Origin of the sequence: Pseudomonas fluorescens (genome assembly GCF_900215245.1) — a bacterium.
Classification (GTDB): Bacteria; Pseudomonadota; Gammaproteobacteria; order Pseudomonadales; family Pseudomonadaceae; genus Aquipseudomonas; species Aquipseudomonas fluorescens.
Map to the genome: position 1 here is coordinate 45,593 of NZ_LT907842.1, position 23,434 is coordinate 69,026.

The 23,434-nt window shown below is 59.8% G+C and carries 21 protein-coding genes and 1 pseudogene; 10 read left to right on the plus strand and 12 right to left on the minus strand.

Features of this window, described 5'->3' with window-relative positions:
- Positions 1-60: 60 nt before the first annotated feature.
- Positions 61-1,272, plus strand: a complete 1,212-nt coding sequence (chrA, locus tag CPH89_RS00240; RefSeq protein ID WP_053257112.1) for a chromate efflux transporter — start codon at positions 61-63, stop codon at positions 1,270-1,272.
- On the opposite strand, the gene CPH89_RS00245 is transcribed toward chrA, so the two are convergent.
- On the minus strand, positions 1,259-1,834 hold the full coding sequence (locus CPH89_RS00245; protein WP_053257113.1) for a nucleotidyltransferase family protein: 576 nt from the start codon (positions 1,832-1,834) through the stop codon (positions 1,259-1,261). The two genes, chrA and CPH89_RS00245, sit on opposite strands and share 14 nt — an antisense overlap.
- 415 nt (positions 1,835-2,249) lie before the next feature.
- Between CPH89_RS00245 and CPH89_RS00250 the strand changes: the two genes are divergently transcribed.
- Positions 2,250-2,489, plus strand: coding sequence for a DUF6124 family protein (locus CPH89_RS00250; protein WP_053257114.1), 240 nt, complete (start codon positions 2,250-2,252; stop codon positions 2,487-2,489).
- 39 nt (positions 2,490-2,528) lie between these two features.
- Here the strand turns inward: CPH89_RS00250 and CPH89_RS00255 are convergent, their stop codons facing one another.
- The 3 genes from CPH89_RS00255 to CPH89_RS00265 all read right to left on the minus strand — a co-directional run bounded on the left by CPH89_RS00255 (position 2,529) and on the right by CPH89_RS00265 (position 4,212).
- Positions 2,529-2,828, minus strand: a complete 300-nt coding sequence (locus CPH89_RS00255; RefSeq protein WP_053257115.1) for a 7(1) septoil knot domain-containing protein — start codon at positions 2,826-2,828, stop codon at positions 2,529-2,531.
- 88 nt (positions 2,829-2,916) lie between these two features.
- Entirely contained in the window at positions 2,917-3,150 is a 234-nt protein-coding gene (locus CPH89_RS00260) for a hypothetical protein (protein ID WP_053257116.1), read from the minus strand.
- A gap of 342 nt (positions 3,151-3,492) precedes the next feature.
- Positions 3,493-4,212: an SDR family NAD(P)-dependent oxidoreductase gene (locus CPH89_RS00265; RefSeq protein ID WP_053257117.1), complete on the minus strand. Its 720-nt coding sequence runs from the start codon at positions 4,210-4,212 to the stop codon at positions 3,493-3,495.
- A 215-nt stretch (positions 4,213-4,427) separates the two neighbouring features.
- Between CPH89_RS00265 and CPH89_RS31035 the strand changes: the two are divergent.
- Positions 4,428-4,540: pseudogene (locus CPH89_RS31035) on the plus strand (magnesium chelatase subunit ChlI family protein); the annotation flags it as partial.
- 15 nt (positions 4,541-4,555) lie between these two features.
- Here the strand turns inward: CPH89_RS31035 and CPH89_RS00270 are convergent.
- Positions 4,556-5,770 carry an aldose 1-epimerase family protein gene (locus CPH89_RS00270; protein WP_053257118.1) on the minus strand — a complete coding sequence of 405 codons (1,215 nt, stop codon included), beginning with the start codon at positions 5,768-5,770 and terminating at the stop codon, positions 4,556-4,558.
- A 417-nt stretch (positions 5,771-6,187) separates the two neighbouring features.
- On the opposite strand from CPH89_RS00270, the gene CPH89_RS00275 reads away from it, so the two are divergent.
- The 3 genes from CPH89_RS00275 (at position 6,188) to CPH89_RS30520 (ending at position 8,040) form a co-directional block, all read left to right on the plus strand.
- A complete protein-coding gene (locus CPH89_RS00275) occupies positions 6,188-6,733 on the plus strand; it encodes a GNAT family N-acetyltransferase (RefSeq protein ID WP_078827023.1) in 546 nt (181 codons plus the stop codon).
- Positions 6,734-6,856: 123 nt separating this feature from the next.
- Positions 6,857-7,726, plus strand: a complete 870-nt coding sequence (locus CPH89_RS00280) for an AraC family transcriptional regulator (RefSeq protein ID WP_053257119.1) — start codon at positions 6,857-6,859, stop codon at positions 7,724-7,726.
- Between the two features lie 95 nt (positions 7,727-7,821).
- The gene (locus CPH89_RS30520; RefSeq protein ID WP_053258012.1) at positions 7,822-8,040 is read left to right on the plus strand and encodes a hypothetical protein; all 219 of its coding nucleotides are present in this window, start codon (positions 7,822-7,824) and stop codon (positions 8,038-8,040) included.
- 78 nt (positions 8,041-8,118) lie between these two features.
- Here CPH89_RS30520 and CPH89_RS00290 read toward each other — a convergent pair whose 3' ends face one another.
- Positions 8,119-8,577, minus strand: coding sequence for a GNAT family N-acetyltransferase (locus CPH89_RS00290; protein WP_053257120.1), 459 nt, complete (start codon positions 8,575-8,577; stop codon positions 8,119-8,121).
- Between the two features lie 60 nt (positions 8,578-8,637).
- Complete coding sequence (locus tag CPH89_RS00295; RefSeq protein WP_053257121.1) at positions 8,638-9,381, minus strand: BPL-N domain-containing protein; 744 nt, start codon at positions 9,379-9,381, stop codon at positions 8,638-8,640.
- A 132-nt stretch (positions 9,382-9,513) separates the two neighbouring features.
- On the opposite strand from CPH89_RS00295, the gene CPH89_RS00300 reads away from it, so the two are divergent.
- Positions 9,514-9,969 carry a VOC family protein gene (locus CPH89_RS00300; protein WP_053257122.1) on the plus strand — a complete coding sequence of 152 codons (456 nt, stop codon included), beginning with the start codon at positions 9,514-9,516 and terminating at the stop codon, positions 9,967-9,969.
- A gap of 47 nt (positions 9,970-10,016) precedes the next feature.
- On the opposite strand, the gene CPH89_RS00305 is transcribed toward CPH89_RS00300, so the two are convergent.
- Positions 10,017-16,232, minus strand: coding sequence for a membrane-targeted effector domain-containing toxin (locus tag CPH89_RS00305; protein WP_053257123.1), 6,216 nt, complete (start codon positions 16,230-16,232; stop codon positions 10,017-10,019).
- Between the two features lie 228 nt (positions 16,233-16,460).
- On the opposite strand from CPH89_RS00305, the gene CPH89_RS00310 reads away from it, so the two are divergent.
- From CPH89_RS00310 to CPH89_RS00320, 3 genes are all read left to right on the plus strand, one after another.
- Entirely contained in the window at positions 16,461-16,811 is a 351-nt protein-coding gene (locus tag CPH89_RS00310; protein ID WP_053257124.1) for a hypothetical protein, read from the plus strand.
- Positions 16,812-16,929: 118 nt separating this feature from the next.
- Positions 16,930-18,180, plus strand: a complete 1,251-nt coding sequence (locus tag CPH89_RS00315; RefSeq protein ID WP_053257125.1) for a hypothetical protein — start codon at positions 16,930-16,932, stop codon at positions 18,178-18,180.
- Between the two features lie 65 nt (positions 18,181-18,245).
- Positions 18,246-19,199, plus strand: coding sequence for a DUF6166 domain-containing protein (locus tag CPH89_RS00320; RefSeq protein WP_053257126.1), 954 nt, complete (start codon positions 18,246-18,248; stop codon positions 19,197-19,199).
- Positions 19,200-19,321: 122 nt separating this feature from the next.
- On the opposite strand, the gene CPH89_RS00325 is transcribed toward CPH89_RS00320, so the two are convergent.
- From CPH89_RS00325 to CPH89_RS00340, 4 genes are all read right to left on the minus strand, one after another.
- A complete protein-coding gene (locus CPH89_RS00325; RefSeq protein ID WP_053257127.1) occupies positions 19,322-19,948 on the minus strand; it encodes a glutathione S-transferase family protein in 627 nt (208 codons plus the stop codon).
- Positions 19,949-20,110: 162 nt separating this feature from the next.
- Positions 20,111-22,168, minus strand: a complete 2,058-nt coding sequence (locus CPH89_RS00330) for a methyl-accepting chemotaxis protein (RefSeq protein WP_053257128.1) — start codon at positions 22,166-22,168, stop codon at positions 20,111-20,113.
- A gap of 230 nt (positions 22,169-22,398) precedes the next feature.
- Positions 22,399-22,698, minus strand: a complete 300-nt coding sequence (locus CPH89_RS00335) for a DUF3144 domain-containing protein (RefSeq protein ID WP_053257129.1) — start codon at positions 22,696-22,698, stop codon at positions 22,399-22,401.
- A gap of 89 nt (positions 22,699-22,787) precedes the next feature.
- The gene (locus CPH89_RS00340; protein ID WP_053257130.1) at positions 22,788-23,360 is read right to left on the minus strand and encodes an ATP phosphoribosyltransferase regulatory subunit; all 573 of its coding nucleotides are present in this window, start codon (positions 23,358-23,360) and stop codon (positions 22,788-22,790) included.
- Positions 23,361-23,434: the final 74 nt, after the last annotated feature.

The window sequence follows — 23,434 nt, forward strand, 5'->3', positions numbered from 1 at the left end:
AAAATCCGCTAGGGTGCCTGCCTACCTTAGCCTGTTTTGACCTTATCGAGACCGCCCGCCTTGGCCACCTCACCCACTGATCACCGTGCCAGCCCCTGGTCGGTCTTCCTGATCTTCCTGCGCCTGGGGCTCACCTCGTTCGGCGGCCCGGTGGCGCACCTGGGTTACTTTCGCGACGAGTTCGTCACCCGCCGACGCTGGCTGAGTGAGCGCAGCTACGCCGACCTGGTGGCGCTGTGCCAATTCCTCCCCGGCCCAGCCAGCAGCCAGGTGGGCATTGCCCTTGGGCTATCGCGGGCGGGCTACGGCGGCGCGCTGGCGGCGTGGCTCGGGTTTACCTTGCCGTCGGCCCTGCTGCTGATTCTGTTCGCGCTGGGCCTTGCGCAACACAGCAGCGTCATCGCGCCCGGCGTGCTGCATGGCCTAAAAGTGGTGGCCGTGGCCGTGGTTGCCCAGGCCGTGTGGGGCATGGCGCGCAACCTGTGCACCGATGCACCGCGCATCAGCCTGATGCTGATCGCCGCCTGCGTGGCCCTGCTGCAAACCTCGGCTTGGGGCCAGGTCGGCGTGATCGACGCCGCCGCGGTGGCGGGCCTGTTGTGGCTAAACACCCCGCCGTCCACCGCCCATGACGCCCTGCCTATCACGCTAAGCCGCCGCGTGGGGGCGATGTGGTTGGCGTTGTTCGTGCTGTTGCTGGCCGGCTTGCCGCTACTGGCCGAGCTGGCGCCCAGCCAAGGCCTGGCGCTGATCGACGCGTTCTACCGCACCGGTTCGTTGGTGTTTGGCGGCGGCCACGTGGTGCTGCCGCTGTTGCAAGCCGAGGTCGTGCCCACCCAGTGGGTGAGCAACGATGTATTCCTCGCCGGCTACGGCGCCGCCCAAGCCATGCCCGGCCCGTTGTTCACCTTCGCGGCGTTCCTCGGCGCGTCCATGCAGCCGGCCCCGACGGGCTGGCTCGGCGGCCTGCTGTGCCTGCTGGCGATCTTCGCGCCGTCGTTTTTACTGGTGCTGGGCGCACTGCCCTTCTGGGAAACCCTGCGCCGCAGCGCCCGCACCCAGGCCGCGTTGGCGGGCGTGAACGCGGCGGTGGTCGGCCTGTTGCTGGCCGCGCTGTACCAACCGGTATGGACCAGCGCGATCTTCAGCGCGCGGGATTTCGGCCTGGCCCTGCTCGCACTGGTGGCGTTGATGGTGTGGAAGTTGCCGCCGTGGCTGGTGGTGATCGGCAGTGGCGGCGTGGGGTGGCTATTGAGCGTTACGCTGGGCTAGGCCCCGGCGCGACGATTTTGAGCCACGGCCAGCGCGCCTGATAACTGCGTGCCTTCTGTTCAAACAACTCGGGCTCGGGGTGCCGGGGATTGATCCGCAACACACCCTGCTCCACATCCGCCAACCCATGGGGCGCGTACACCTCGCCCGTGGCAATCTCCAGCCCGATGCACGTGCCTGCCACCAAGTAGCGATCAACGCCTTGCTTGGCTGTGTGCAACTGCGGATACGGCCGGCCAAAGCGCTCGCCATACCAGAGATGAACCCGCGCCTGGTTCTTGACCTCGACGTTGACGCCCAAGTCCTCAAACAGTCGCTCGGCCGCGCGTATGACCCTGTCCTCTGCTTCGTAGGACAGGTCCGTATCGAAGTAAAAAACGTCGTAGTCCTTCACGTCTTGAGCGACCGGACGGTTGGATTGATGGTTCCACACCGCCTGGAACAGGCAGCCCGCGGTCAGCATGCACTGATCCACGCCGAGGGCCGGCAGGCGCGCGGTGATTTCGGCGTTGATGGGGTTGGCCATGGCGATTTCGAGCAGGGTTTTGACGGTCAATGTCATGTTGAATCCTTGAGAAACGGGCCGGTTGCAGCGGCCGACTTTACAACAGCGCGGAGTCCGAATGATGAATCGCAGCGTAGGCAAATGCTCTGGCGTGCGCAACGATACGTCGCCGCCTTGCTCCATTGCCTACGCTTACGTCAGAATCCGCCGGCTTGTGCGCTGGGGTGGCCGTCTCTAAGGTGGCTCGGTCGCTGAATTGTTCAGTGATCGGGTTTAGTAGCCCAAGGTTTAACCTAACAAGTGCACAAGCTTCATCTGTCAGACGTTCCTGTCTGTGCTCGATGGTGGCTGTGCGTAGGGCACCCTTGGGTGCGCCGGTTTTGTTAGGTTCCACCGGTCTACTAACCTGCGTACAGCTACCGCCTTTTCGTTTAGTAGCGATGAGGTTGTGGCCCAAGCTAGGAACTTAACAATGGTTAACGTCAAACCGGATTCAACCGCCCTCTTCAGCGTCGTTCCCGACGCCAGCACCGAAACCCTGATCACCAACAGCTACGAAACCTTCGCCTCCGTCAGCACGCTGTTGCTCGACCTGTCCGAAGACCTGTGCGGCAAACACCGCGACATCGCACTGGCCATCCACCAACTGAGCGAACTGGGCGTGCTGCTCACGGCCAAATTGCTCGACCGCGAAGCGCCCTGCCCTGGCTGAGTGGGCGCCCCTCAAGCAGCGCCGCCGAGGGCGCTGCCTTCAATTAGCGCCCGGGTAGTGATCCACGTACTGAATAGTGAAGTCGGGGTAGTGATCGACAATCTGGATTTTGTAGTCCGGGTAGTGATCGACGGTTTTCCATTTGCCCGCTGAGTCCGGGTAATGATCGACCTTCTGCACCTTGAGGTCGGGGTAGTGATCGACAACCTGAACCTTGTAGTCCGGGTAGCTATCGACGAACTGGATATTGCCGTAAATCTTCGACACATCAACACTCGTACCCGCCGACGCGCAGAAGGTACAGGTCAGCAACACTGACGCCAGAGCAACTTTAAACATGACAGCCTCATCCTGAGAAATCAGAGGCGCCAGTCTAACGACCCGCGCGCAAAAAATCGCACAGAGAAACACGCTGCCCAGCGAATGATCAGCCCTTCAACTCACCCGCCCGATTACTCGCCGCATCGTCATAAGCCACATACAGCGACTCGGCGATTTGGCTTTTGATGGCTTTGGCGGCTTCCAGACCCAACACAAACCCTTCAGCCTTGCCGCCAGCGCGGTTGAGCTCTTCGTGGGTAGAGGCGCCGGTGATAGCGTCGAGCAGCTTGGCGGCGTGAGGGCCTACGCCTTTGGGGAGGGAGATTTGGTCGATGGACATGGCGATACCTTCAGGAAAAGTGGTCGGTAGCGCGTGGAACCACTGCCGGGGGTGGCATGGTAGACCGGTTGGCACAGAAAGGGGGGCTTTCGGTCAAAAGCAGACGGTCGTGACCTGTTGCCTCTAACGCTTGGCAGAGCTCGACCAATCGCTGCAGATGATCAGCGCTGGCGTTCAAACCAATAGCAAACATTGGGGTCAGCCCCCCCCTTATTCGAACTTAGCCAAACACCTTTCTGCCAACCGGCTTTTTCAAGCATGGGTGTGACAGTGCAAGCATCACTAAAGACGTAAGCCGAGCGTAGGTTTTGGTCACCTTAAGGCTTATGTACTGGCCAGGCATCAGAAGCGCTCATCGAATATTGCGGGCAAGGTAAGCTCCTTGACGAAGCTTGCTGAAGACAGGCTCAAGGCCATGCGTACTACCTGTACGACGTCATGCACAGGAATTGAGTTGCCTTCACCGCGCTGCTCGGCAAGCCCCCTCGGGGTGCTCATTGGATCTTCGGTATTCAGATAGCCCAAGTTTAAACAGGTCACGCCCAGGCGTTGCTGCCTGTACCCTTCGCGTAGAGCATCGGCGATACCCCGCAGGGCGAACTTGGAGGCTCCAAAGGTGACTTCTGAGCGTCCACTTTGCGGCAAGCCAGAAGTCGAGCCGGTCAATATGATCCTTGGGCGAGCACTTCTGAGCAGAACGGGAAGCAGCCGCTTTATCAGCACGATGGTCGAAGTGATATTGCAGCTGACGATAGCCTCCACTTGGTCGTCGCTGTCGGCGAGGAAGTTGTAGGCGGGATCAAAGGCAAACGCCTCCCATATTCCTAAGTTGTAGATCAGGGTATCAAGCCCGCCCTCCACCACGGCCTGCTCGATTATCCGAGCAGCCTTTACGGGTTCACCAAGGTCTGCTTCCACCCAATTCACAACGACGCCGGGGTTATGCGTAAGGTCTTGGGGGCGGGTACGAGAGACACCAATTAACGTGTCCCCATGCTCGCCCAACCCGTCAATCAGGGCTCTGCCCAACCCCTTGCTTGCCCCGACTACCATGGTTTTCATTATTGTCTCCTTGACCTGAATGCTGACCGCGCGGCGTGTATGCAAGCAGACGATTCATGGCTTAGCAACAAAGAGACTATTACCTGATGTTCGTAGGAAAAAGCTGACGGTTATTTTGGTTGGGCGACGGCGGATGGAGAGCGACCGCGCGCTAAATGGCCGAAAGCTGTGAATCGTGACTGGCTGCTTTCGGCCAACTGCGGACAATGACCTAATCGTTGAGAGCAGCCCATCGCCGCTCAAGGTCGCGCGCTCGCTGGTGGACCTTGAACAAACCGACGGGATCAGACGCGAACACTTGGCCGAGGGGCTGCAATATCGGCCAACAATGCGCCACCCCGTTTCAACCCTTGGTAAGATCAACCAACGGCGTCTGCCGCACCTCAGTCTCCCGCCCATCCTGAATCTCGCTAACCTGCTTCAAGGCTCTATCCACCGCCGCCTTATCCGCCAACACGCTATAGCTGATGCGGAACTGCTTGTGTTCCTTGGGCCCAATGGTAGGGACGAGATTCAGTGGCCGCTGATAACGGCGGTTGTAGGAAAAACTCGTCCCCGGCTCCAGCCCTGTGACATAGCCCTGGCCTTCGGTGTCGGTGTTTTTCCACAGGGAAAACACGGGCAGTGTCTGGGTATTGAAGCCGACCGAAACGCCCAGGCTGCCGGCCTTGTTATGCAACACGGTTAACGTATCGCCCTTGGCATCGGCATACGGCACCACGTTGTACACCGTTTCGTCGTAGTCCCTGGTCGGTGCGCGGTAGGTTTGCCAGTCGGGCAGATCGTCCTTGGCCTTATCGTTGAACGGCGACACCTGTTTCACCGGCGCGACGAAACGAGCGCCCTGCTCCAGGAACGGGGTGCTGAAGTTGCTGTGATACAGCGCCTGGTATTCCTTCGGATAGTCGCCGTTGTTGGTCAGCGTGTCGTTGAGGGCGAACACAACGCTGCCGGGTTCGGTCACCAGTTCGGTCGCGACCGAGAAGTCGACCTTTTTAAACGCCTGCTCTTTGAGCTCGCCGCGCAGGGTAATGGCGTACGGTGGTTTTTCATCGATATGCAGCGTGACTTTATTCGCAGGAATGTTGGCGGCTCGACCGTGCAGGGTCAGCAGTTCGCCGTTGTCGATGCCGGGGTGGCCGACCCATTCGTATCCGCAGCGGGTGACCAGCTCATTGAAACCTTCCAACCAGCCCAGACCACCACGGCCATTGAGTTCGATAAAAGACGGATTGACCACTTCCTTGACCGGCGAATCCCAGCCCATGCGTACATTGCCAACTGAGGCCTGCAAGACGTTCATTCCGCGAGTCGGCACTACCGAGAGTTTCATCGTGCCGTTATCGATGTCGACGATGCTGACGCCCTCCTGCCGACCGCCGTGCAAGGTGCGCAAGGTAACGCTGAAGGGTTTGTCGGTTTTTATTCCGAGGTGCTGACTGGTGATTTGCCAGCTCTGGGCGGCTTTGTCAGTGTCGAGCAGAACGTAATCCCAGGCCATGGCGTGGGAGGCAGCGGACAGTGCGCTGATGGCAACAAAAAGTTTGAGCGGGGTCATGGCGGCAGCCTTTCTTGGAGTTGTGCCATTTTTATAAACAAGATGAAACGTTTCAGCAAGCTAAAAAGATAGACACGGTGATGTCGCTGATCGCCCATTTCTGCATTCTGTGACCGGCTAAAATCGCCCCTAAGCTGCGCTTCGCGAAAGGCAGCAACCGGCCAAAACCGACCCCTCGCATCAGACTGCTTTCAACCGAGGCTGTGTGAAAATGCAGACGCCAAATCCGGGAATCAGGGATCAGAACACGCTTACTAAACATCGTCCGACCCACAGAGGGCGCTTTCCAACCGGAAAATAAAGGCATCCTTTTTTCTACAACGATGGCCCCCTCATTACCCGTCACATTGGATCTTTCTTTATCTAACAGCCGCTCTAGACTGGCGCCAACCCCCCTGGCCACTCGGAAAGCCCCCCATGACTGCCGACGACTTCGACTGCCAACCCGATCTGCGCGGTAGCAGCCTGAGGCTTAAACCTCTGGCAGACAGTGATCTTGAAGGTATGTTTAAGGCAGCGGCTGATCCACACATCTGGGCCGGCCATCCCGCCAGGGATCGCTATAAACGCGATGTGTTCGAGGCGTACTTCGCCTCTCTACTCGCCACGAAGAAGGCGCTCGCGGTCGTTGATATTGCCTGCGGGGATATCGTTGGCACATCAAGCTACTACACGCCGCCGGATCTACCGAACAGCATTGCCATCGGCTTTACCTTTCTGGTGCGTGCGAAGTGGGGTGGCGATGCCAACCGCGAGCTTAAGCAGTTGATGCTGGCGCATGCATTCAGAGCTTACGACAGCGTCTATTTCCACATAGCGCCTACGAACATTCGTTCGCAAACGGCCATACTGAAGTTGGGCGCGGTGCATTTGTATGACGCCGAACTGAAAATAGCCGCCGCGCCGGCCTTGGCGAGGTGTTACGGGTTGACGCGCGCTCACTGGCAGACGTTGCCGGGGTAAAAAGCGCGGTCACTTATCGATGCAAGGCCCACCCCAACACCCACGTTGAGCAAACCCGGCTAGGCAGGCTCCCGTCGCGATCGTCGACTCTATTGCCGACCCCACTTCCAGGAGCTTGTCCCAGTGTTCGACACGCCGATCAACGTCGCTTACACGAAGCGCTTCAACGCCGTACTCACCCACATCGATGAGAATCTCGAAGGTGACCTGTCGCTGAAGACGTTGAGCCAGGTGGCGAATTTTTCGACGTTTCACTTCCATCGCCAATTCACCGCGTTCGTCGGCGTGCCGGTTTCACGTTATGTGCAACTCATGCGACTACGACGCGCGGCCCACCGCTTGGCTGCCGCTGCGGATCATTCGGTACTGGAGGCGGCACTCGGTGCCGGTTTCGACAGTCCCGAGGCATTTTGCAGGGCGTTCAAGCGAGCGGTCGGTATGACGCCGAGTGCGTTCCGGAAGGCGCCGAACTGGCAGGTCTGGCATGCGGTGTTCGCCATCCCTCACTTTTCCAGGACTGTCATCATGCAAGTACGAATCGTCGAAGTCCCCGAAGTCCGCGTCGCAGCGCTTGAACATTGCGGCTCCCCCAGGCTTGTCAGTGAGAGCGTGCGCAGGTTCATCCAGTGGCGCATGCAGAGCGGGCAGTCGCCGGTGGCATCGAGTCGCAGCTTTGGCATCCCTTACGGCAACCCCGACACCACGCCAGCAGACGCATTCCGCTTCGCCATTTGCGGCGAGATTCACGAGGCGGTACTACCGAATGCGTTCGGCGTGCACGAACGGCTCATGGCTGGCGGACGCTACGTCGTCGTGCGGCACGTGGGGTCGCCGGACCACATCGGCGAAGCGATCTATCCGATCTACCGCGATTGGCTGCCTGCCAGTGGTGAAGAACTGCGTGATCAGCCACTGTTCTTCCACTACCTGAGCGTGTATCCGCCCACACCGCAAGACCGATGGGAAACCGATGTGTATGTTCCGTTGCGGTAAGGGGGCGAAGAACACGTCACCCGGGTCGGGTGCCTTGCACAGGACGTTTTGCCTTTGTAGGATCCTGCTAACACCCACCGTCAATGGGGGCCACATTGGACAGTGCAATAAGACCGGACATTGAGCGGGCTGCCTACGATGAGTTCCTGGCGCTTTGGGACAGAGGTGAATTCAACAACCAGCGGTTGGGTCAGGCGTTCTACAACCACTTCCGACTGCATCGCCTCAGTGACCAGACGAGGCTGAACGGTCTGTATGAATCTCACGGCAACAAAGCCCTGAGTGCAATTTCTGAAATCTTTCAGATCAGCTGACAAGCTGTGAAAACGCTGACGTCAAATCAGCGTTTTGCTGCTCATAAAAAAATCGCGGAAATTTGAAGTCGACGTTGACTATAAACGCCGTGACATAAGGTATTGCGCTTTCCCCCACGCCTCAAAGCGCTCCACGACGTTCCAGCCAAGCTTGGTGTAGTAATCGCTCTGGCTGTGGGTGTGCAAGTACAAGGCCGTGAACCCAGCGTCCCTTGCATGAACACAGATGCCTTCGATCAACTGCGCGGCGAGCCCTCTCTTTCGAGCTTCAGGTGTGACGAACACACACGCAAGCCACGGGCCTAGATCCGGCCGCTCGGGCAGGTCGTTTTCTGCAAGCGTAGCGCCACCCAGCAACTGGTCTTGTTCCGTTGCGATCAGACACTTCCAACGGCCATCACGCTGCCCATCAAAGAACTCGTGTTGCCAACTCGACAGCGATTGCTGCGCAAATTCATAACTGAATTCCCGATAAAGCCATTCGGCCATAACGTCGCACTTGTCCATTTGTTTATCGAGCCAATCCACCCTTAGCATCTGTAACGCTCCTTTGGATCATCTAACCTTTCGACCACCGAGACAGCGCCGGCGATAACGCTACTCCTGCCCCACTCTACGCATCAGCGCCCCAAACAACTCCCCACGCGGCCTCTCACTCAGCGCAATCCCAGCATCCTCAAACCACTTTTGCCCCGCCTCCGGATGCGGCCCGCTCAACACCACCACGCCCTTCTCATACGTATACCGCGCCGCCGCCACATCACCGTTGCGGTAGGTCGCAATGGTTGTGTAAGGCGATGCCCCATGCGCTTTGGGAAAGTACGGCCCGTCCTGATAAAACACACGGTCGGGCTTCCCTTCCCACACCACCCGCACCGCCGCATCCTCAATGCCCGCTACTTCAAACCCAGGCCTGCCGGCTTCAGAATCCAGGTCCTGGGGTATCAGGCCAAGGTTGCTGTTATCCGCCAGGTACGCGCCCATGCACAGCCCCAAATAGCGCCCGCCCTTGGCGACGTAGTCGCGAATGGCGTCAGCGCGCGCCTTACCCAGGCTGTCGAGGGCCGCGGGGATATCCTGGCCGCCGCCCGGCTGCACATAGAGGTCATAGCGCGCCAGGGTGTGGGGCGTGATGTCGATGGGTTCATCCGCGCCCACGAAGTCGATCTGATAGTTCGGGCTGAGCCGCTGCAATGCGCTTTTCACGCTCTCGGAACAGTCGTCGCAGCCGGCCGGGCCACGGTAGATGGCGACATGGGTGATCGGCGTAGCGGCGTGGACGAACGACGCTTGCAGGGTGGCAAACGCAAACAGCACAGCGGCGGTGACAGGCAGGCGCATGGGCGTGGGCTCGTTAAACAGGGTTGATCCAGGTTGTACCCGTCAGAGCGTATATCGAATGCCGTTTTGAATACGTTAACAGTTGTAAATCGGCTACTGTCGCGTGTACCCACATCCGCCAGAGGGCAAGCAATGGACCTGAAATTCAGCCACGTCGACGTGCTGGTCAACAACCTTGAGGAGACATGCGCGTATTACGCGAAGATCCTCAACGCCAACATCTCCAGCACCCAGGTGTGGGAGCGCGGCGGCCTGCATGTGCGTTTTGCGATTGCGTTGATGGGCCAGGAGCGTTTCATGTTGGTACAGCCATTGGCAGGCAACTTGCGCGAGCTGTTGGACGCCCACGGCGAAGGGATGATTTATCGGCATTGCTACACCACGCCGGACATCGAGGTGGCCTATACCGAATTGGCCGCTTGCGGCGTGCAGCCGGAGGATGAAAACGGCCGGCCATTGACACTTGAGGACCTGCGTTCGCCCTCCGGCAAACGCATTATCTGGTTGCCCAAGCGCTTCGGGCATTTCTCTATCGAGATCCTGGAGGCGCAGGCGTTGGAGGCCTTTATCGAGGCGGCGTTTGCGTGAGCGGCGCGTTGGCCCTGCAGCGCGCAGGGCCAACGTGATTCGTGGGATTAGAAGGCCGGCAACATGCCCTTCTGTCTCTTCAGGGCGAAGATCAATTGCCCAAGGTTTGAGAAGCGTGCCGTTTTCAAATCGTCCCAACGCTCAATAAACAACTGCCCATCAGCGTCAACTTTAATCGGCGTGGAAATAATTTCGCCACTGCGGGAACGGTGCAGCAGGTTGGATTGACCCGATGAAATGCGCTCAATCAGAAAATCGCCGCTCTCTCTGAGCCGCGAACGCTGCCGCGCCTTGGTGGGAATAACAGACATGTGCAGTTCCGTTTTAAGCGCTTCGACCAAGTCCTCTACCAGTAAGTAACGCCTGTCTCGCAACGATGGCCATTGCTCAATGTAAAACTGGCCCGCATTGTCCATCTTGATCGGATGAGAAAGGATTTGGCCGTTTTCGGCACGACGGACCAACGTGGCCTGGCTCACAGCAGGCCGCTCGATCAGGAAGTCGCCGACATTTTTCAGCCGTTCGCTTGGCTGAGTCTTGTCGGAGGCGGCCGTCAAAGGGACATCGGCCTTAAGGGCTTCGCTCACTTCGTCAATGCGCAAGAAACGCTGATCTTTCAATTGTGGCCAATGCTCAACAAAGAACTGGCCTTTTTCGTCAATGTGAATGGGCGTGACGACAATCTCCCCAGTGCTGGCACGGTGCAGCACATTGGCCTGGGTCGATGACGGCTGCTCAATCAGGAAGTCGTCAATATTTCTCAGCCAGGTGCGATCAATTTGGGCACTGGGCCGAGGTACAGCTTTGCCGGCAATCCCGACGTCTATTTTGAAGTCACTGCGTAACGCTATGCGACCGGGGCTGCGTATCCCACCGTCGAGGATTTCCCATCCGCCCGGATGCAACGCGCGTGCGTGGCTGGGGGCTACGTCGCGCACCGTCAAGCTGACGGCATCCTGCAATTGCGCGATACCTGGCACGCCATGGAACATATCGGCATGGCTGTCCCCCATGAGTGCGACCCATTTATGCGCGCCAAATGTCGCCTGGTCCGCCTTGATCACTTCATTGGCGAAATAGCTGAACAGGGTATGGCGGGCGTTCAATGCGGACATGTCTTTGACGTGATAACTGGCCGTACAATCGAGCGCTCGAATTCGCAGCCCGGCCTTATTCGCCGCCTCGATGACGTGGGTGTAAGTGTCGTTGCCCGAATAACCCGGCATATGGCCAACATCTTGCGCACGCAAATAGCGCCGCAGGTTCTCGGGCATTTTCGCCGTTTCATAAAAAGCCTCCAATTCGGCTTGATGCAGATCGGTGAGCAGGTGCTCCACGTACAGTGTTTTGACACCCTGGGTTTTCAACCACCTCATGTGTTTGATCAGCGCTCGCTTGCTCGCCCGGTGAGCATGACTTTCGCTGAAGATAAGTCCCCATTTCCGTTTATACAGCCGCTCGATAAACGCCTCTTCACTCGTCGCAGTAGCCAAGTCGGTGAAGCTGGGGCGCGCCGACGGTGTGTAAGCGGCCAAGGCCTCTTGAGCGGTTTTTTCCAGGCGATCACGGGTGATCCTGAAGGCTTCGAACGCCTCTGCCTGAGGGCCTGCGCCTTGTTGACCGTAGCGAGAGTCCAAGGCGCGGTGCGAATGCACCATAAGGTCGAGGTTTTCTTTATGGGCCGCGGGCAGATCAAACGCCGTGTAATGGGACGGTGAGCGAGGTGCTTGCACGGGCGTTGAAGGCCCGGCGGCGGGCAACGTGTGTGCATCGGGGGCCATGGTCAGCCTGTAGTCGCCCCTGGACAGCGCGGCAGCGGACGTATCGCGCTGAATGCCCACCGCCTGGCCTGGCGCAACGTCATCCACCCGCAGGGCGATGACGTTTTGCAGATCAGCCAGGCCAGGCACCTCGGCAATGCTGCCAATGCGATTGTGATCAACCAGGGCGATCCAGCCGTCATCGGTGCTGTTCGTGCCGATAGCTTTGTGGGAATAAAAGTTTCTGTACTTGCTGCTGCGCGGGATAAACCGTTCGCCGCCCGAGAGTTCCAGCACATGCTCCATATGATAGGAACTCGAAGCATCCACACCTTCGATCGCAACCTTGTGCTTGTGCGCTGCCAGCAGCAACTTGCGGTAGGTGAATGGGGCATCCGGCCCCCAGCCCAAGGATCTGTCGACCCGGGCCAAATGGTCCTCGACACGCTTCAACGCGTAAGCGACATCGCCTTTGACGTCCCCGTTGATGATTTTAAGTTTGCTGCGAAACACATCCGCCGGCAGGTTCTCAACGTACACGCGCCTGAGCCCCTGCGTGGCCATCGCCGGCATTTGTTCGATCAGCAATTGCTTACTGGCGACGCAGGCGTTGGCGGCGCCGATGATCAGTCTCTGCTTGTGCTGGAACAGGGTGACGAGCGCGCCGGCAGGGCTGGCATCCGCCGCCAGCACGGGCACGTCGGTGCGACTCGGGCGTGCGGGTGGAGCGGTGTAGAACGCGTCTGCATCCTCGGTCAGCTGTTTCACCTGAGCGGGATAGCGGGCGAACCGCGCACGCAATTCGTCGCGGGTCGTTACGCGCACACCCTGCGCAATCGCGTCGTCCGGATAGCTGGCAAGGTTTCGCGCGAAGTCGGGGTCGAGTACCGCTCTGAAGTAGCGGCCTTGCCCAGCTGCAATCTCGTAGGCGGCGAGTGGCGGCTCCACCGCCTCCTGAAGGAGCTGATACTTCTTGCGCCCACCTGCCGAAAAACCGGAACGCACCCAGCGGCCGTTGGCATTCTGGTTGACCATACGCGAGGTTGACAGCATTTGCCCGGTGGCCGCGTCATAGCGATACAGCAGATGACGGCCCAGGGGGTCCGGTGTGCGCTTGACCCAGAAAGTCCTGGCGTCGAACAGCACTGACTTCATACCGGCAGGAATGCGTGGGTCAACCTTGCTCACCAGCAGGGCTTCTTTGGCGGCTTTGAGCGCCGGCCTGATGGAAATGGTGTTGAACGGGGCTTTGAAGGCCGGGCGGAAGTCAAACAACACGGCACCGCCGAGGTTGGTCATATAACCGATCAAGTGACTCAGCGCGCCCGCTTTGTCACCCTGCTGGTAGGCGTCGATGGCGAGCATGGCATCCTTGAACGCCAACAGGCCACCCAGGCTCAGGCTCAACACCGGAAACGGCACGGTGGCGATGGCGGTGGCCAGCTCAACACAGGCCCACAGAATGCCCGTGATCATTTCAGTGCGGTTGACCGTGGTGGCAGCCACGTCATCTATTTTGCGCTGCAACACCATGTTGTAGAGCTCATGGCGCAGGTCTGTCAGCGGCACAACTGTGGCGATCGGGTCATGCCGCGCGGGACTTGGGGTCGTACGGTCGATCGTCTCGGGCAACCCCTTGCGGGCGGCCTCCAGCAACGTCGCGATCCGGGCCTTGGCTTTGACGGTCACGCGCCCGAGGAGATAGTCCGATACGCCGTCGACTTTTTTCAGCCAGTAGTTGAACAACTTCGCCTCACGCAAACCGATGCCATCGGGTGCGTCAGGCGTGTACAGCAGAGCCGGGTTGTCCGCGTGGCTGAACACGTAGTTGCCGATGATCCATTCGCCGTCAATCATCAGGCGATGGACCTTGTAGGTGTTGCGGGTCGCGACCGTCGTCTCGTCAAGGCTGTCGATGGCGCGCTCCAGCCAGGCCAGGTCGACCCTGGCGATGTGGCCGCGCAGGCAGCACTCCAACGCCGTGTATTTCATCTGCAGTTGGTTGATCGCCAGCGTGGCGTTGCGCCGCTCGGTGTAGCCGGGGCTGGTCGCGCTTTGCAACTTGGCGCGCACCTCGTCGATGTAGCGCTGGCCGACCCATACACCGGTCACCGAGCGTGCGACGTTCAGCGGGGTCAGGCGGCTCAGGTCGATGCCAGCCGGCCCGCTGAAGGTGGCCGAGGTGGAAAATTTCGGGTCGATGAAGCCGACATTATCCTGGTAGCCGTCACGGTAAAGCCGGGTATAGGACAAGGGCGCGGGCATGCCGCCCAGCAACGGCCAAGGTGCCGAAACGTACACCGTGTCCGGGTCAATATCATTTTGGCTACGCCCCAGCAGCGTGTTCAGGCTGAGCTTGGCGTTCTCGTGCACAAAGGCGTAGAAGGTCACCAGGTTCGCTTCTGAATCGGGCCGGGCGTGATAGACGCGCACACCACCTGCAGCATCCTCGGCCAGGCTGGTCAACCGCGTGCGGTCCGCCGCCGAGGCCGAGCGATACCACGGCGGGGTGGTGTATTCGTAATCGTCCACCGCGGTGCTTTGCAAGTGGATGACCATGGCGTCCAGGCAGACGGTATGGGTGCATAAAGGGCCGAATGTCACCGCAGTGTGTTCCTGCGCGTCGGGTTTGAAACCCAACCCGGCGAGGAACGTCGCCATTTTCGGGCGAAACCGCAGCGGGCATTGCTCGAGCAGGTAGTCGCTCAGGGTGCGATTGTTGAAGCGGGTGTTGTTATCGGCCCAACCCATGATATGCAGCTGGCACTCACGCTCAGAGGTAAACGCCATGAACTGCTGCTCGCGTGGCGAGCCGGGTGTGCACAACAGCAAGCGCCGGGTTTGATCCTCGCCATCGACTTCGCGCAACAGCCATAAGTCCTTGAGTTGCGCACCGTGCAGCAGCACGGTCTGTGCACACACATTCGGGTTGTTGCCGGCTCGCAGGTCTTCGAACAACCGGTAGTCCGCCTGGCTCAAGTCGCCTCGCAAACGGGCGACGTAGGCGAGCAACACCAAACGGTGATCGAACAGGTCGCGGGCAGCCTGTTTGAATTCAGGCTTGCCCTGCAGCTCTTTTTGCAGCGCGGCAAAGTCCAGGCGTGGTTTCAGCTCCGGATCGCGCAGCACGTCCAGCACACGTTGCACATTCAGCTCGGCATGCTGGCCCGCCAGCGCGGCACCTGCGTAGGTCAGGGTGGTGTTGGTCAGAAAGTCCGAGCCGGGCAGCTCGTCGCCGGTCTGCAGCCCCGAATAGCTCAACTCAACCAGGTTGTGCTGCTGCTCGTACACACCGATGCTGGGGACGTTGCGGCGAGTGGTGATGTGCAGGTGGTGCGGGTCCAGGTCATGGATCTCCAGCTCTTCATCGAGGTACTCGGTCAGTTGGTAACTGGCCAGGGCCTGGGGAGAAGCGAGCGGCCCGTGCAGGTCGACGAACGTATCGCGGGCCTGATTGTAAGCCTGCATGAAACCACTCAGGGTCTGCTGGCTGGCCGGGGCGGCGCTGCGATACCAGTCAGGCAGGCTGTTGTACACGCTTCGCTCCAGCAGCTGCTGCTGCCTGAATTTCAGGCGTAACGACAAGTCCGGGAGCGCAGCCTTGAGCGCATCGTCCAGCGCCGACGTCAGCAGCGTCGCCGCGTGCAACGGATTGTCGACCAGGCTCAACGCCAGGTCGATGTCCTGGCGGCGCTTGTCGAGCAGCGCGTTGTAGGTGTGCTCAAACAGGGGCTCGCCTTCAATCGGCTGCAATTGCAGGGGCCAGATGCCGGCAACGTCCAGCGCCTGGTAGCGTACCGGCAAGTGGCAGCAGAGCTCCGCGCGCCCCGCCGGCAGGGTCAGCAACGCCTTGAGGCGCTGGTCGAGTTCCGCCAAGGAATCGAAACGCTCCAGGCCTCGGTTCGGAGTAAACAGCAGGACCCGACCGAGGTCCTGCCCGGACGTCAAGTTGTTCACCACCGGGCTGGCGTTACGTGTCAGCACAAAGGCCCCCGCAAACTCCACGGTCTTGTCCTGGTAAGCGAAATTCAGCGCGTACATCCCCGGTCGGAAGGCCGGGCCACGCGAGCAGTCTTCGATCATGCGCTGTTCGTCGGGAGACAGCAGGTAATCACGCACGTCCAGCCTGGCCTGCTGCTCCAACGCACCAAGGCCGGCGACCTGGGTGAGATAGCTTTTGCGACCTTGCCCGTCCACCGTGCTGGTCTCATCAAGATTGTGCAGGCGAGTGTGCAGAGTGAGCTTGAGCGTTGCCAGTAGCGCCTTGCCGGCTGCCTCGGTGAGATCGGCCTGAGCCACTGCCTGGTACAGGCTGCGTGATTGGTTCAGGAACTGTTCGTTGGCGCTGATCAAGGCGGTGTTCAGCGCCTCCAACGCCACCAGTTCGGGCGGCAATACCACCGGAAGCCGGGTTTGGGTGCGCAGCTCAGGGTCGATTTCCAGTAAGTGGGTGCGCACCTCTTGAAGCGTCGGTACCGCTGAAACGGAATACTGCGTGCTCATTGGCACTGTCCTTATGCTGATGAAATGAACCTTCAGCTTGAGGCGGCGCCTGCGCGTATCGGCGGTAATTATTCAGGGTGCCCAATGGCTTTGCATTCACCCCCCAACAGCGGGCGCTTGATGTTCTGGAAGAATCTCGTCAGCGGCGCATGGGCGCTTTACTATGGCGTTTATTAAAAACGCCCACCAAGACCCGACCGTTCAGCGCCGACTCACTGGAACTCATTAATGCCTACGCCAAAACGTGACAACGCCCGCCTCGAACGCCGCCTGGTCGCCACGCTGACCGAAGCCTGTGAAACCGCCAAAGCCGAAATCCCGGGCTTTGACTGGCTGACCCACACCGTCGATTACGCCGCATTCCCGCAAAGCCTGCGGGTGATTTGGGTGTTCGACACGCGCGCCAACAAAGACCACGCCTTGGCCAAGGGTACCGACCAACGCATGCGGGCGCTGACCGCCGCCGCACTGCACGACGCCGAGGTGGCTGGGGTGAACATTGATCGCTGTGTGCGCTTCGACTCCGAAGAGGAATGCCACGCTCAGCAGGGCGGCGATTGGCGTCGGCGCCTGGCGTGATGCCCCTCGGCTAAGGCGAGCCGGCGGCCACCGTTGATTTGCCGTGCTTGCCTGGAAGCCACTCGCCATCTACCGGATAATGCCACCTCGCCTTTCGCCGATAAGGACATCCCCTGCCATGAAGTTGCCCGCCCTCCTCCTGGCTGCTGCCGTATTGCCGTCAATCGCCCATGCCGACGACGCCGCCCTGACCGACACGCTCAAGGCCTTCACCCGCTGCGACGCGAGCTTCTTCTCCAGCCTCAACACGCACCGCGATGCCTGGCAGGCCTATGCCCCACTCCAGCAGGACAAGGACTTCACCTGGATCGCCGTCAGAAACCGCGCCGACCGCCAGGCCAGCCAAGTGCCGATCAGCGCGCCGCCCATCGCCGGCTTGAAGCTGTTGTCGTATGCCGATGAGGTCACCAACCTCGGCCCGTTGGGGCTTTACTATTACTGGGGGTTCATTGTCGACGGCGGTGTTGACGAGGTTGCCCTGCGCCTCGCACCGCTGCTCGCGCAACCGGAGTCACTGCAAAAAGGCGCCAAGGAATACACGCGCAGCGAGCTCAAGGTCGGCAACGCCTGGCGTGCGATCAAGCCCCAGCCGGGCAAGGCGCCGGGAACACGGCAGGTGGAGCGCGTACTGATCGTGGAGCCGGAAGGCACGCAAGGCACCCAATCGCGTGTCAGCTGTTCGGTACAGGGCGGCGTGAATGCCGGGGTGCTGGCGCAGCTGCGTCCGGACATCGCGCCGGTCGACTACCCGCGCACCCAGGTCGAGCCCAGTTTCACTGAGGTCGACGTACCGGCCAACGTACGCCAGCGCCTCGACTCACCCCTGCTGCAACCCAAGTTCAAGACGTTGAGCTACCGCTACGTTTCCAAGCGGGGCGATGGCAGCAAAGACCTTCCCGTCTCGGTGACCTTCAAGGCAGAGGGTGGCTTGCTGGTGAAGAACGAGGCCTATGGCAATACCTTCGACGTTGATCGCCTGACGCAAGCCGACCTGATTCAGTTGAAGTCGAAGATGAACGGCGTGGGCGATGGGCGCGTGCTGCAAACCCGCGACATCGAGCTGAACGTGCCAACCCGCTGGGCCCCCGGCCAAACGCTGAGCGCCCGCCTGCAGATGGTGAATGTTCCTGCCCAGCCGACCGATAAGCCCTACGACACCTCGTTGACGTGCACCGTCGGCGAGCGTATCCCGGCACGCCAGGTATTCGCATCGTTGAACGGGGATGCCATCAAGCTGGCATGCGACCAGGGCGACTACAAGACCTCGCGGGTGTTTATCGAGGACCTGGGCGTGGCCCTGACGCTGGAGTCGACGTCGAGCGACACGCACTATGTGAACGAATTCATCGCGCTGACAGTGGAGCGCTGACCTGCCCTCGATCTCCTTAAGCTCACAGCAATCACTTTATATTTCACACGCCTAAGACCAGAACAATGTCCTACAAACAAAATGAAAATGGTTACACCGGTGAAGCGCGATCAAAGGCGTTGTTATCTAACGACTTCTGGATTCTGACAAGGTCTGTCGATGCAGACTCGGCAGACATTATCGTACAAGAGAAACAACGATCAAAAGAACACGCAATCCACAATAGAGCCCACACCCCGGCACTGGGCTATGTCCAATCAAAATACTTTGAAGGGCACAACCAGGTCAAAATACACAGAAACTATGTAGACGACCCCATAACGCCTTTCAGGAAAGGCTATTTCGCACTCATTCATACTAATGACGAGCACGAGAGACACGTGCACTATTTTTTTACCGCGCAAGACATACAAACCCACTGGTATTTCAACGATAAAAAAGACCACTACTGCTTTTCCCTGACCGCAGACAGAGATTACAGCGAATTCAAAAACCTGTTACCCAAAGCAATAAGAGAACAGATACAGTCTGGAATAAAGGATTTGAAATACTCAGTGGAAAGCCTCATATGGCGGGACTTTATTGCGCTGAACTCAAACACCCGGTGCCTGGGTTCGCCCGCGGGGCAGTACATTCTCACTCGCCCTTATGGTTGCCCTACCGCCATTTACGTAGCGCCCAACGGGCAAGCGTCGCCGCTTGATCCTAGAAAAGACCTGTTCCCTTACTCCGGCTTTTTTGAATGGGGCTATAACGGCACTGGCCCCAACTTTCTGGCCATTTCATTGCTCGCGCACTTCTTTGGCGGGGACATCCCCGACAACGACTCCATCGACGCGCTTAAATACAATTTAATTTCACACCTTGAGCGCTTCAACAAAGAAGACATTATCATTGACTCCGATAGAATTCTAAGAGCCCTCGCCTATGTACCCGACTCGCCGGTCGATCTGAATTCACACCCCACGCTTCTAAGCCTCTACAACGAGGCGCAAAACAGATACAAAAAATACGTTTAAACCTGACAACTTTCCCAACACCAAAGTATTGAGGTTATCAGCGTAAAGGGCCAGGAAAGGGAGATGCAGCTCGCGTGCAGTGAACATGCTCTCCCCCTGCCGTGCCTATTGCCTAGGCGTCTCTATTTGGCGAACGCGTATTCCCCACCTTGCTCCACCGCCTTTTGATAAGCCGGGCGTGCCTGGAAGCGTTGCACCCAGGCGGCCAGATTCGGGTAGGCCTGCAACTTGCCCTGCGCCTTGGCGATTTCGCCGATAAAGCTCATCTGGACATCTGCGCCACTCAGTTCGTCACCGACCAGGTACGGCGTATCCGCCAGCACGTCGTTCAGGTAGCCGAGGTAATTGGCCAACTCCGATTCGATCCGCGGATGCAAGGGTGCGCCCGCTTCACCCAATCGGCCGACGTAGAGGTTAAGCATCAGCGGCAGCATGGCCGAGCCTTCGGCGAAGTGCAGCCATTGCACGTATTTGTCGTAGGTGGCGGTAGCAGGATCAGGTTGCAGGCGGCCTTGGCCGTGGCGGCGAATCAGGTAGTCGATGATCGCGGCGGACTCGATCAAGACGAGGGCACCGTCTTCGATGACCGGGGATTTGCCCAGCGGGTTGATCGCCTTGAGCTCAGGCGGCGCGAGGTTGGTTTTCGGGTCGCGCTGGTAGCGCTTGACCTCGTAGGGCAGGCCGAGTTCTTCGAGCAACCAGAGGATACGTTGCGAGCGTGAGTTGTTGAGATGGTGGACAGTGATCATGAACGGCTCCATTGGGCAAACGCCAGGGTGTGTAAGAGCAGACTACACCGCCGGCAGGGAGTGCCCTTAAGAGAATGCATAACCGCGCTCAATATTGCCGATGTGGCGAGCGGGTTTGCCCCGCTCCCCCCAATCAATAGGCGGCCCGCTGGGGATCGGCGCTCAGTCCAGCCGGAACCGCGCGGTGTTTTCACTCAACGCCTGACTGCCTTTGCTCAGGGTATCGGCTGCCTGGTTGACGGCCCGCGCACCGTCGAGCAAGCGCCCTGCGGCCTGGTCGACTTGCTGGATATTGCCGCTCACTTCATCCGCCGTCGCGGCTTGTTCCTCTACCGCTGTCGCAATTTGCGCCAGGGTGTCGGTGACGTTTTGCACCGCGCTGGCGATCTCGCCCAGGCGTGTGCCCAGCCCTGTGACAGACTCCGCGTCAGTCAGCGCCTGGTCGCAGGCGGCGCTCATCAGGCTCACGGCCTGGCTCACGGTCGCGCGCAGGCTGTCCACCGTGCCGGCGATCTGCGCCGTGGAGGCCTGGGTGCGTTGCGACAGGCTGCGCACCTCGTCCGCGACGACGGCAAAACCCCGGCCTTGCTCGCCGGCGCGTGCAGCCTCGATCGCGGCGTTGAGCGCCAGCAGGTTGGTCTGTTCGGCAATCCCGCGGATGGTATCGACCACCGATTGAATCTGCTGGCCCTGCTGGCTCACTTGCTCCAGGGCGTTAGCCGTGTCGGTCAGGCGCTGGTTGAGTTGCTGGATGCTGGCCGTGGTGCGTTGGCTGTCACGGCTGCTGTCTTCGGCAATGCGCCGCGTCTGCTGCGCGCTGCCCGAGGCCTGTTCGCAGCTCCTGGCGACGCCCATCGAGGTGGCCGCCAGCTGCGTCGCGGCGGCCGCAATCTGGCTGATCTGGTGCTGCTGGTCTTCGACCTCGGAGAGCGTGCTGCCCGATTGCGAATTAAGCGTAAGCACGGCTGAGCCGAGTTGCTGGGTCTCGTGGTTGACACCCAACAGGCTGGTGCGCAGTTGCAGCACCGCAACGTTGAGCGCGGTGCTGATCGCCGCCAGTTCGTCACGCCCTTCTACCGCCACTTCCACGCACAAGTTGCCGTCGCGCAACGACTCGGCAAGCAGGGTGATGCCACTGGCGCTGCGCCGGATCGAGGCTTGCAGGCAGCTAAACAAGTACAGCGCGGCCAAGGCCAGCAGGCTGAACGTGGCCGCCACAGGAATAAACTGCTTGAGTGAGCGGTCGTGGTAATAACTCAAGCGCGCATCCAGTGAGTGCAGCGACTGGCTGCGCAGCGCACCCAACGTGCCCAGCATGCTGTCGACACTGCGGTCGAAGGCGGCGCTGTCGAGCTTGATCGTGCCGCCAAACACGCCGTCGTCCAGGGTTTTCAGTTCGCTGTCCAGCAACTGCAGGCTGCTGTCGTATTGCGCTGCCCACGTCTCCAGCCCCGGGTATGGCTTGGCTTTGAGCGAAGCGGCGGCTTTGACCAACTGGTCGCGTGCATCGCCGATACGGCTACGCAGGTCACGCATCTGCAAACGGCTTTGCAGGGTGAACTGGCCGGACGCAATGGACGACTGCCCAACGCTTGCCGTGCGCCCGATGCGCTCGATCAAGTCCGGCGTGTGCTGGCTGGAAATCTGCATCAGCAGGTAGGTTTCCAGCCAGGGATCGAGGATCAGCCCGGCGTCCACGGTGATCTGCTCGCGCAGGGTTTGCATGGCGGTCAGGGCAGTGGTGAAGCGGTCATAACCGTCCGGCCACCAGCCCACGGTGCGCAGGGACTGCGTGTCCATCCCCTTGACCGTCGCCTGCAACGCCGCAAGACGTGCCAGCGTGTCGACACTGGCGTTCTGGGCCTTGAGCGTATCCCCCAGGGTTTGCAGGCTTTGCATAATGACCGGGTTGCCGGCATCCACCTTGTCCATCGCCGCCTGGGCGGCGGGCGTCGGCGTGTGCTGGATGTCCAGGGCTTTCCAGCGGGCGGCCTGGTTGCGTTGCGCGGTCAATTGGCCATCCAGTGCGTCGAGCGCCAACAGTTGGCGAACGCCGGACTGCTCGCTGGAAATCACCGCGAGTTTGTCGCGGTAATCGTGGCCGATCATCCACAGGCTCCCGGCCAGGGGCAGCATGAACAGGAAGAACAGCACCTGGAACTTGCGCGCGAAACCGAAACGGCCGAGCAAGCGGATACCGGGTGATAGAAGAGTGTGCATGGCTGACCGCTCCCGAAAACAACCTGGAAATGACTAGAAGCAAAATGCCATGTCATTGATTAAGTTGGCTCAAGCAAGATACGGGCCGTTGGTGCAGAGGCCGTAGATAGGCGATGCGGCGCGGCGCAGGTGCACAGGCGTGCGCGAAAATGGGGCGAAAGCACTCAATGGGCAGAGTGAAACGGTAACTCGCCCCGCCATCACCTGACGCACGCCCCGATACGCGTGCTTCAGTTCGTTGCTTTAACGAGCATGTACTGGCTGAAATTATTAATGTGATCGTCCAGGTTATCCTCCAGCATCATCCGGTACTGATCACAGAAATACTTCAGCATCGCTTCCCGTGCTTGGGCCATTTCAGCGCCGGATTTGAAATTGCGCGCGCTGGCCCAGGCGTTGAAGCGCGTGGTGCCGAACATCATTGAAGCGCTGACCTCGCCGAGGTTTTCGCAGGTTTTAAGCTGTTCGTTCGACAGTTCGATATGGGCGTCTGCACGGTCGTAGAAGGCTTGGTCGGTGGCGTCGGCCATGATCGGGTTCCTGGAGGGCAAATGAGGCCGCTATTGGAGCATATCCGGCCGCCGCCGAGGAGACGCCTCCGGGGAGGCGTCTTTGAACCTCACATCAAGGCCAGCACCAACCGCTCAAGCCCGATGCCGAAACCGGCGCCCTCTCGATACGCGCCGCCGCCCACGACTTGCTGTTGCGCGCCCAACGTGGGGCAGCGCACTTCGAAGCCATTGCCTTGCAGGTAGTAACTCAACCCGCGCTTCACCGCCAGGTTCAGCTCATAGTCGAGCCCCAGCGTATTCAAAAACCCGCTGCAAAGGGCCTGGCTGCGCTGCAACGCCAACCCAGGGTCGGGGCTGAGAATCTCCAGGCCAAGCTGGGTGAATTCGCGATAGCGGCCGGCTTGCGGCCGTTCATATCGGTAACACCGTGCCACGTAGAAAAACATCGCCTCTGCTCGCCCATTCAGCAAAACGGCGCTGCGTTCCTGGAACAGCGCGGTGGCTTCCGGGATCAGGCAGCACGGGCGGCCTGCCTTGTCGGCGAAGGCCCACATCTGCCCGATGATTTCACTGCCGCCGGCTTTTTCGATAAACGTGTCCTGGCCCCACAACGCGGGGACGATGGCTTCTTCAGCGCCCGCTTCGATGAAGATAGCTCCGGAAGCGGCCCTCAATTTCACGCATCATTTGCGCTTCTTTACCCGTCACAATTCGCGTTCCGCGCAGCATGGTCATGTGTTGAATCTCCATTTTT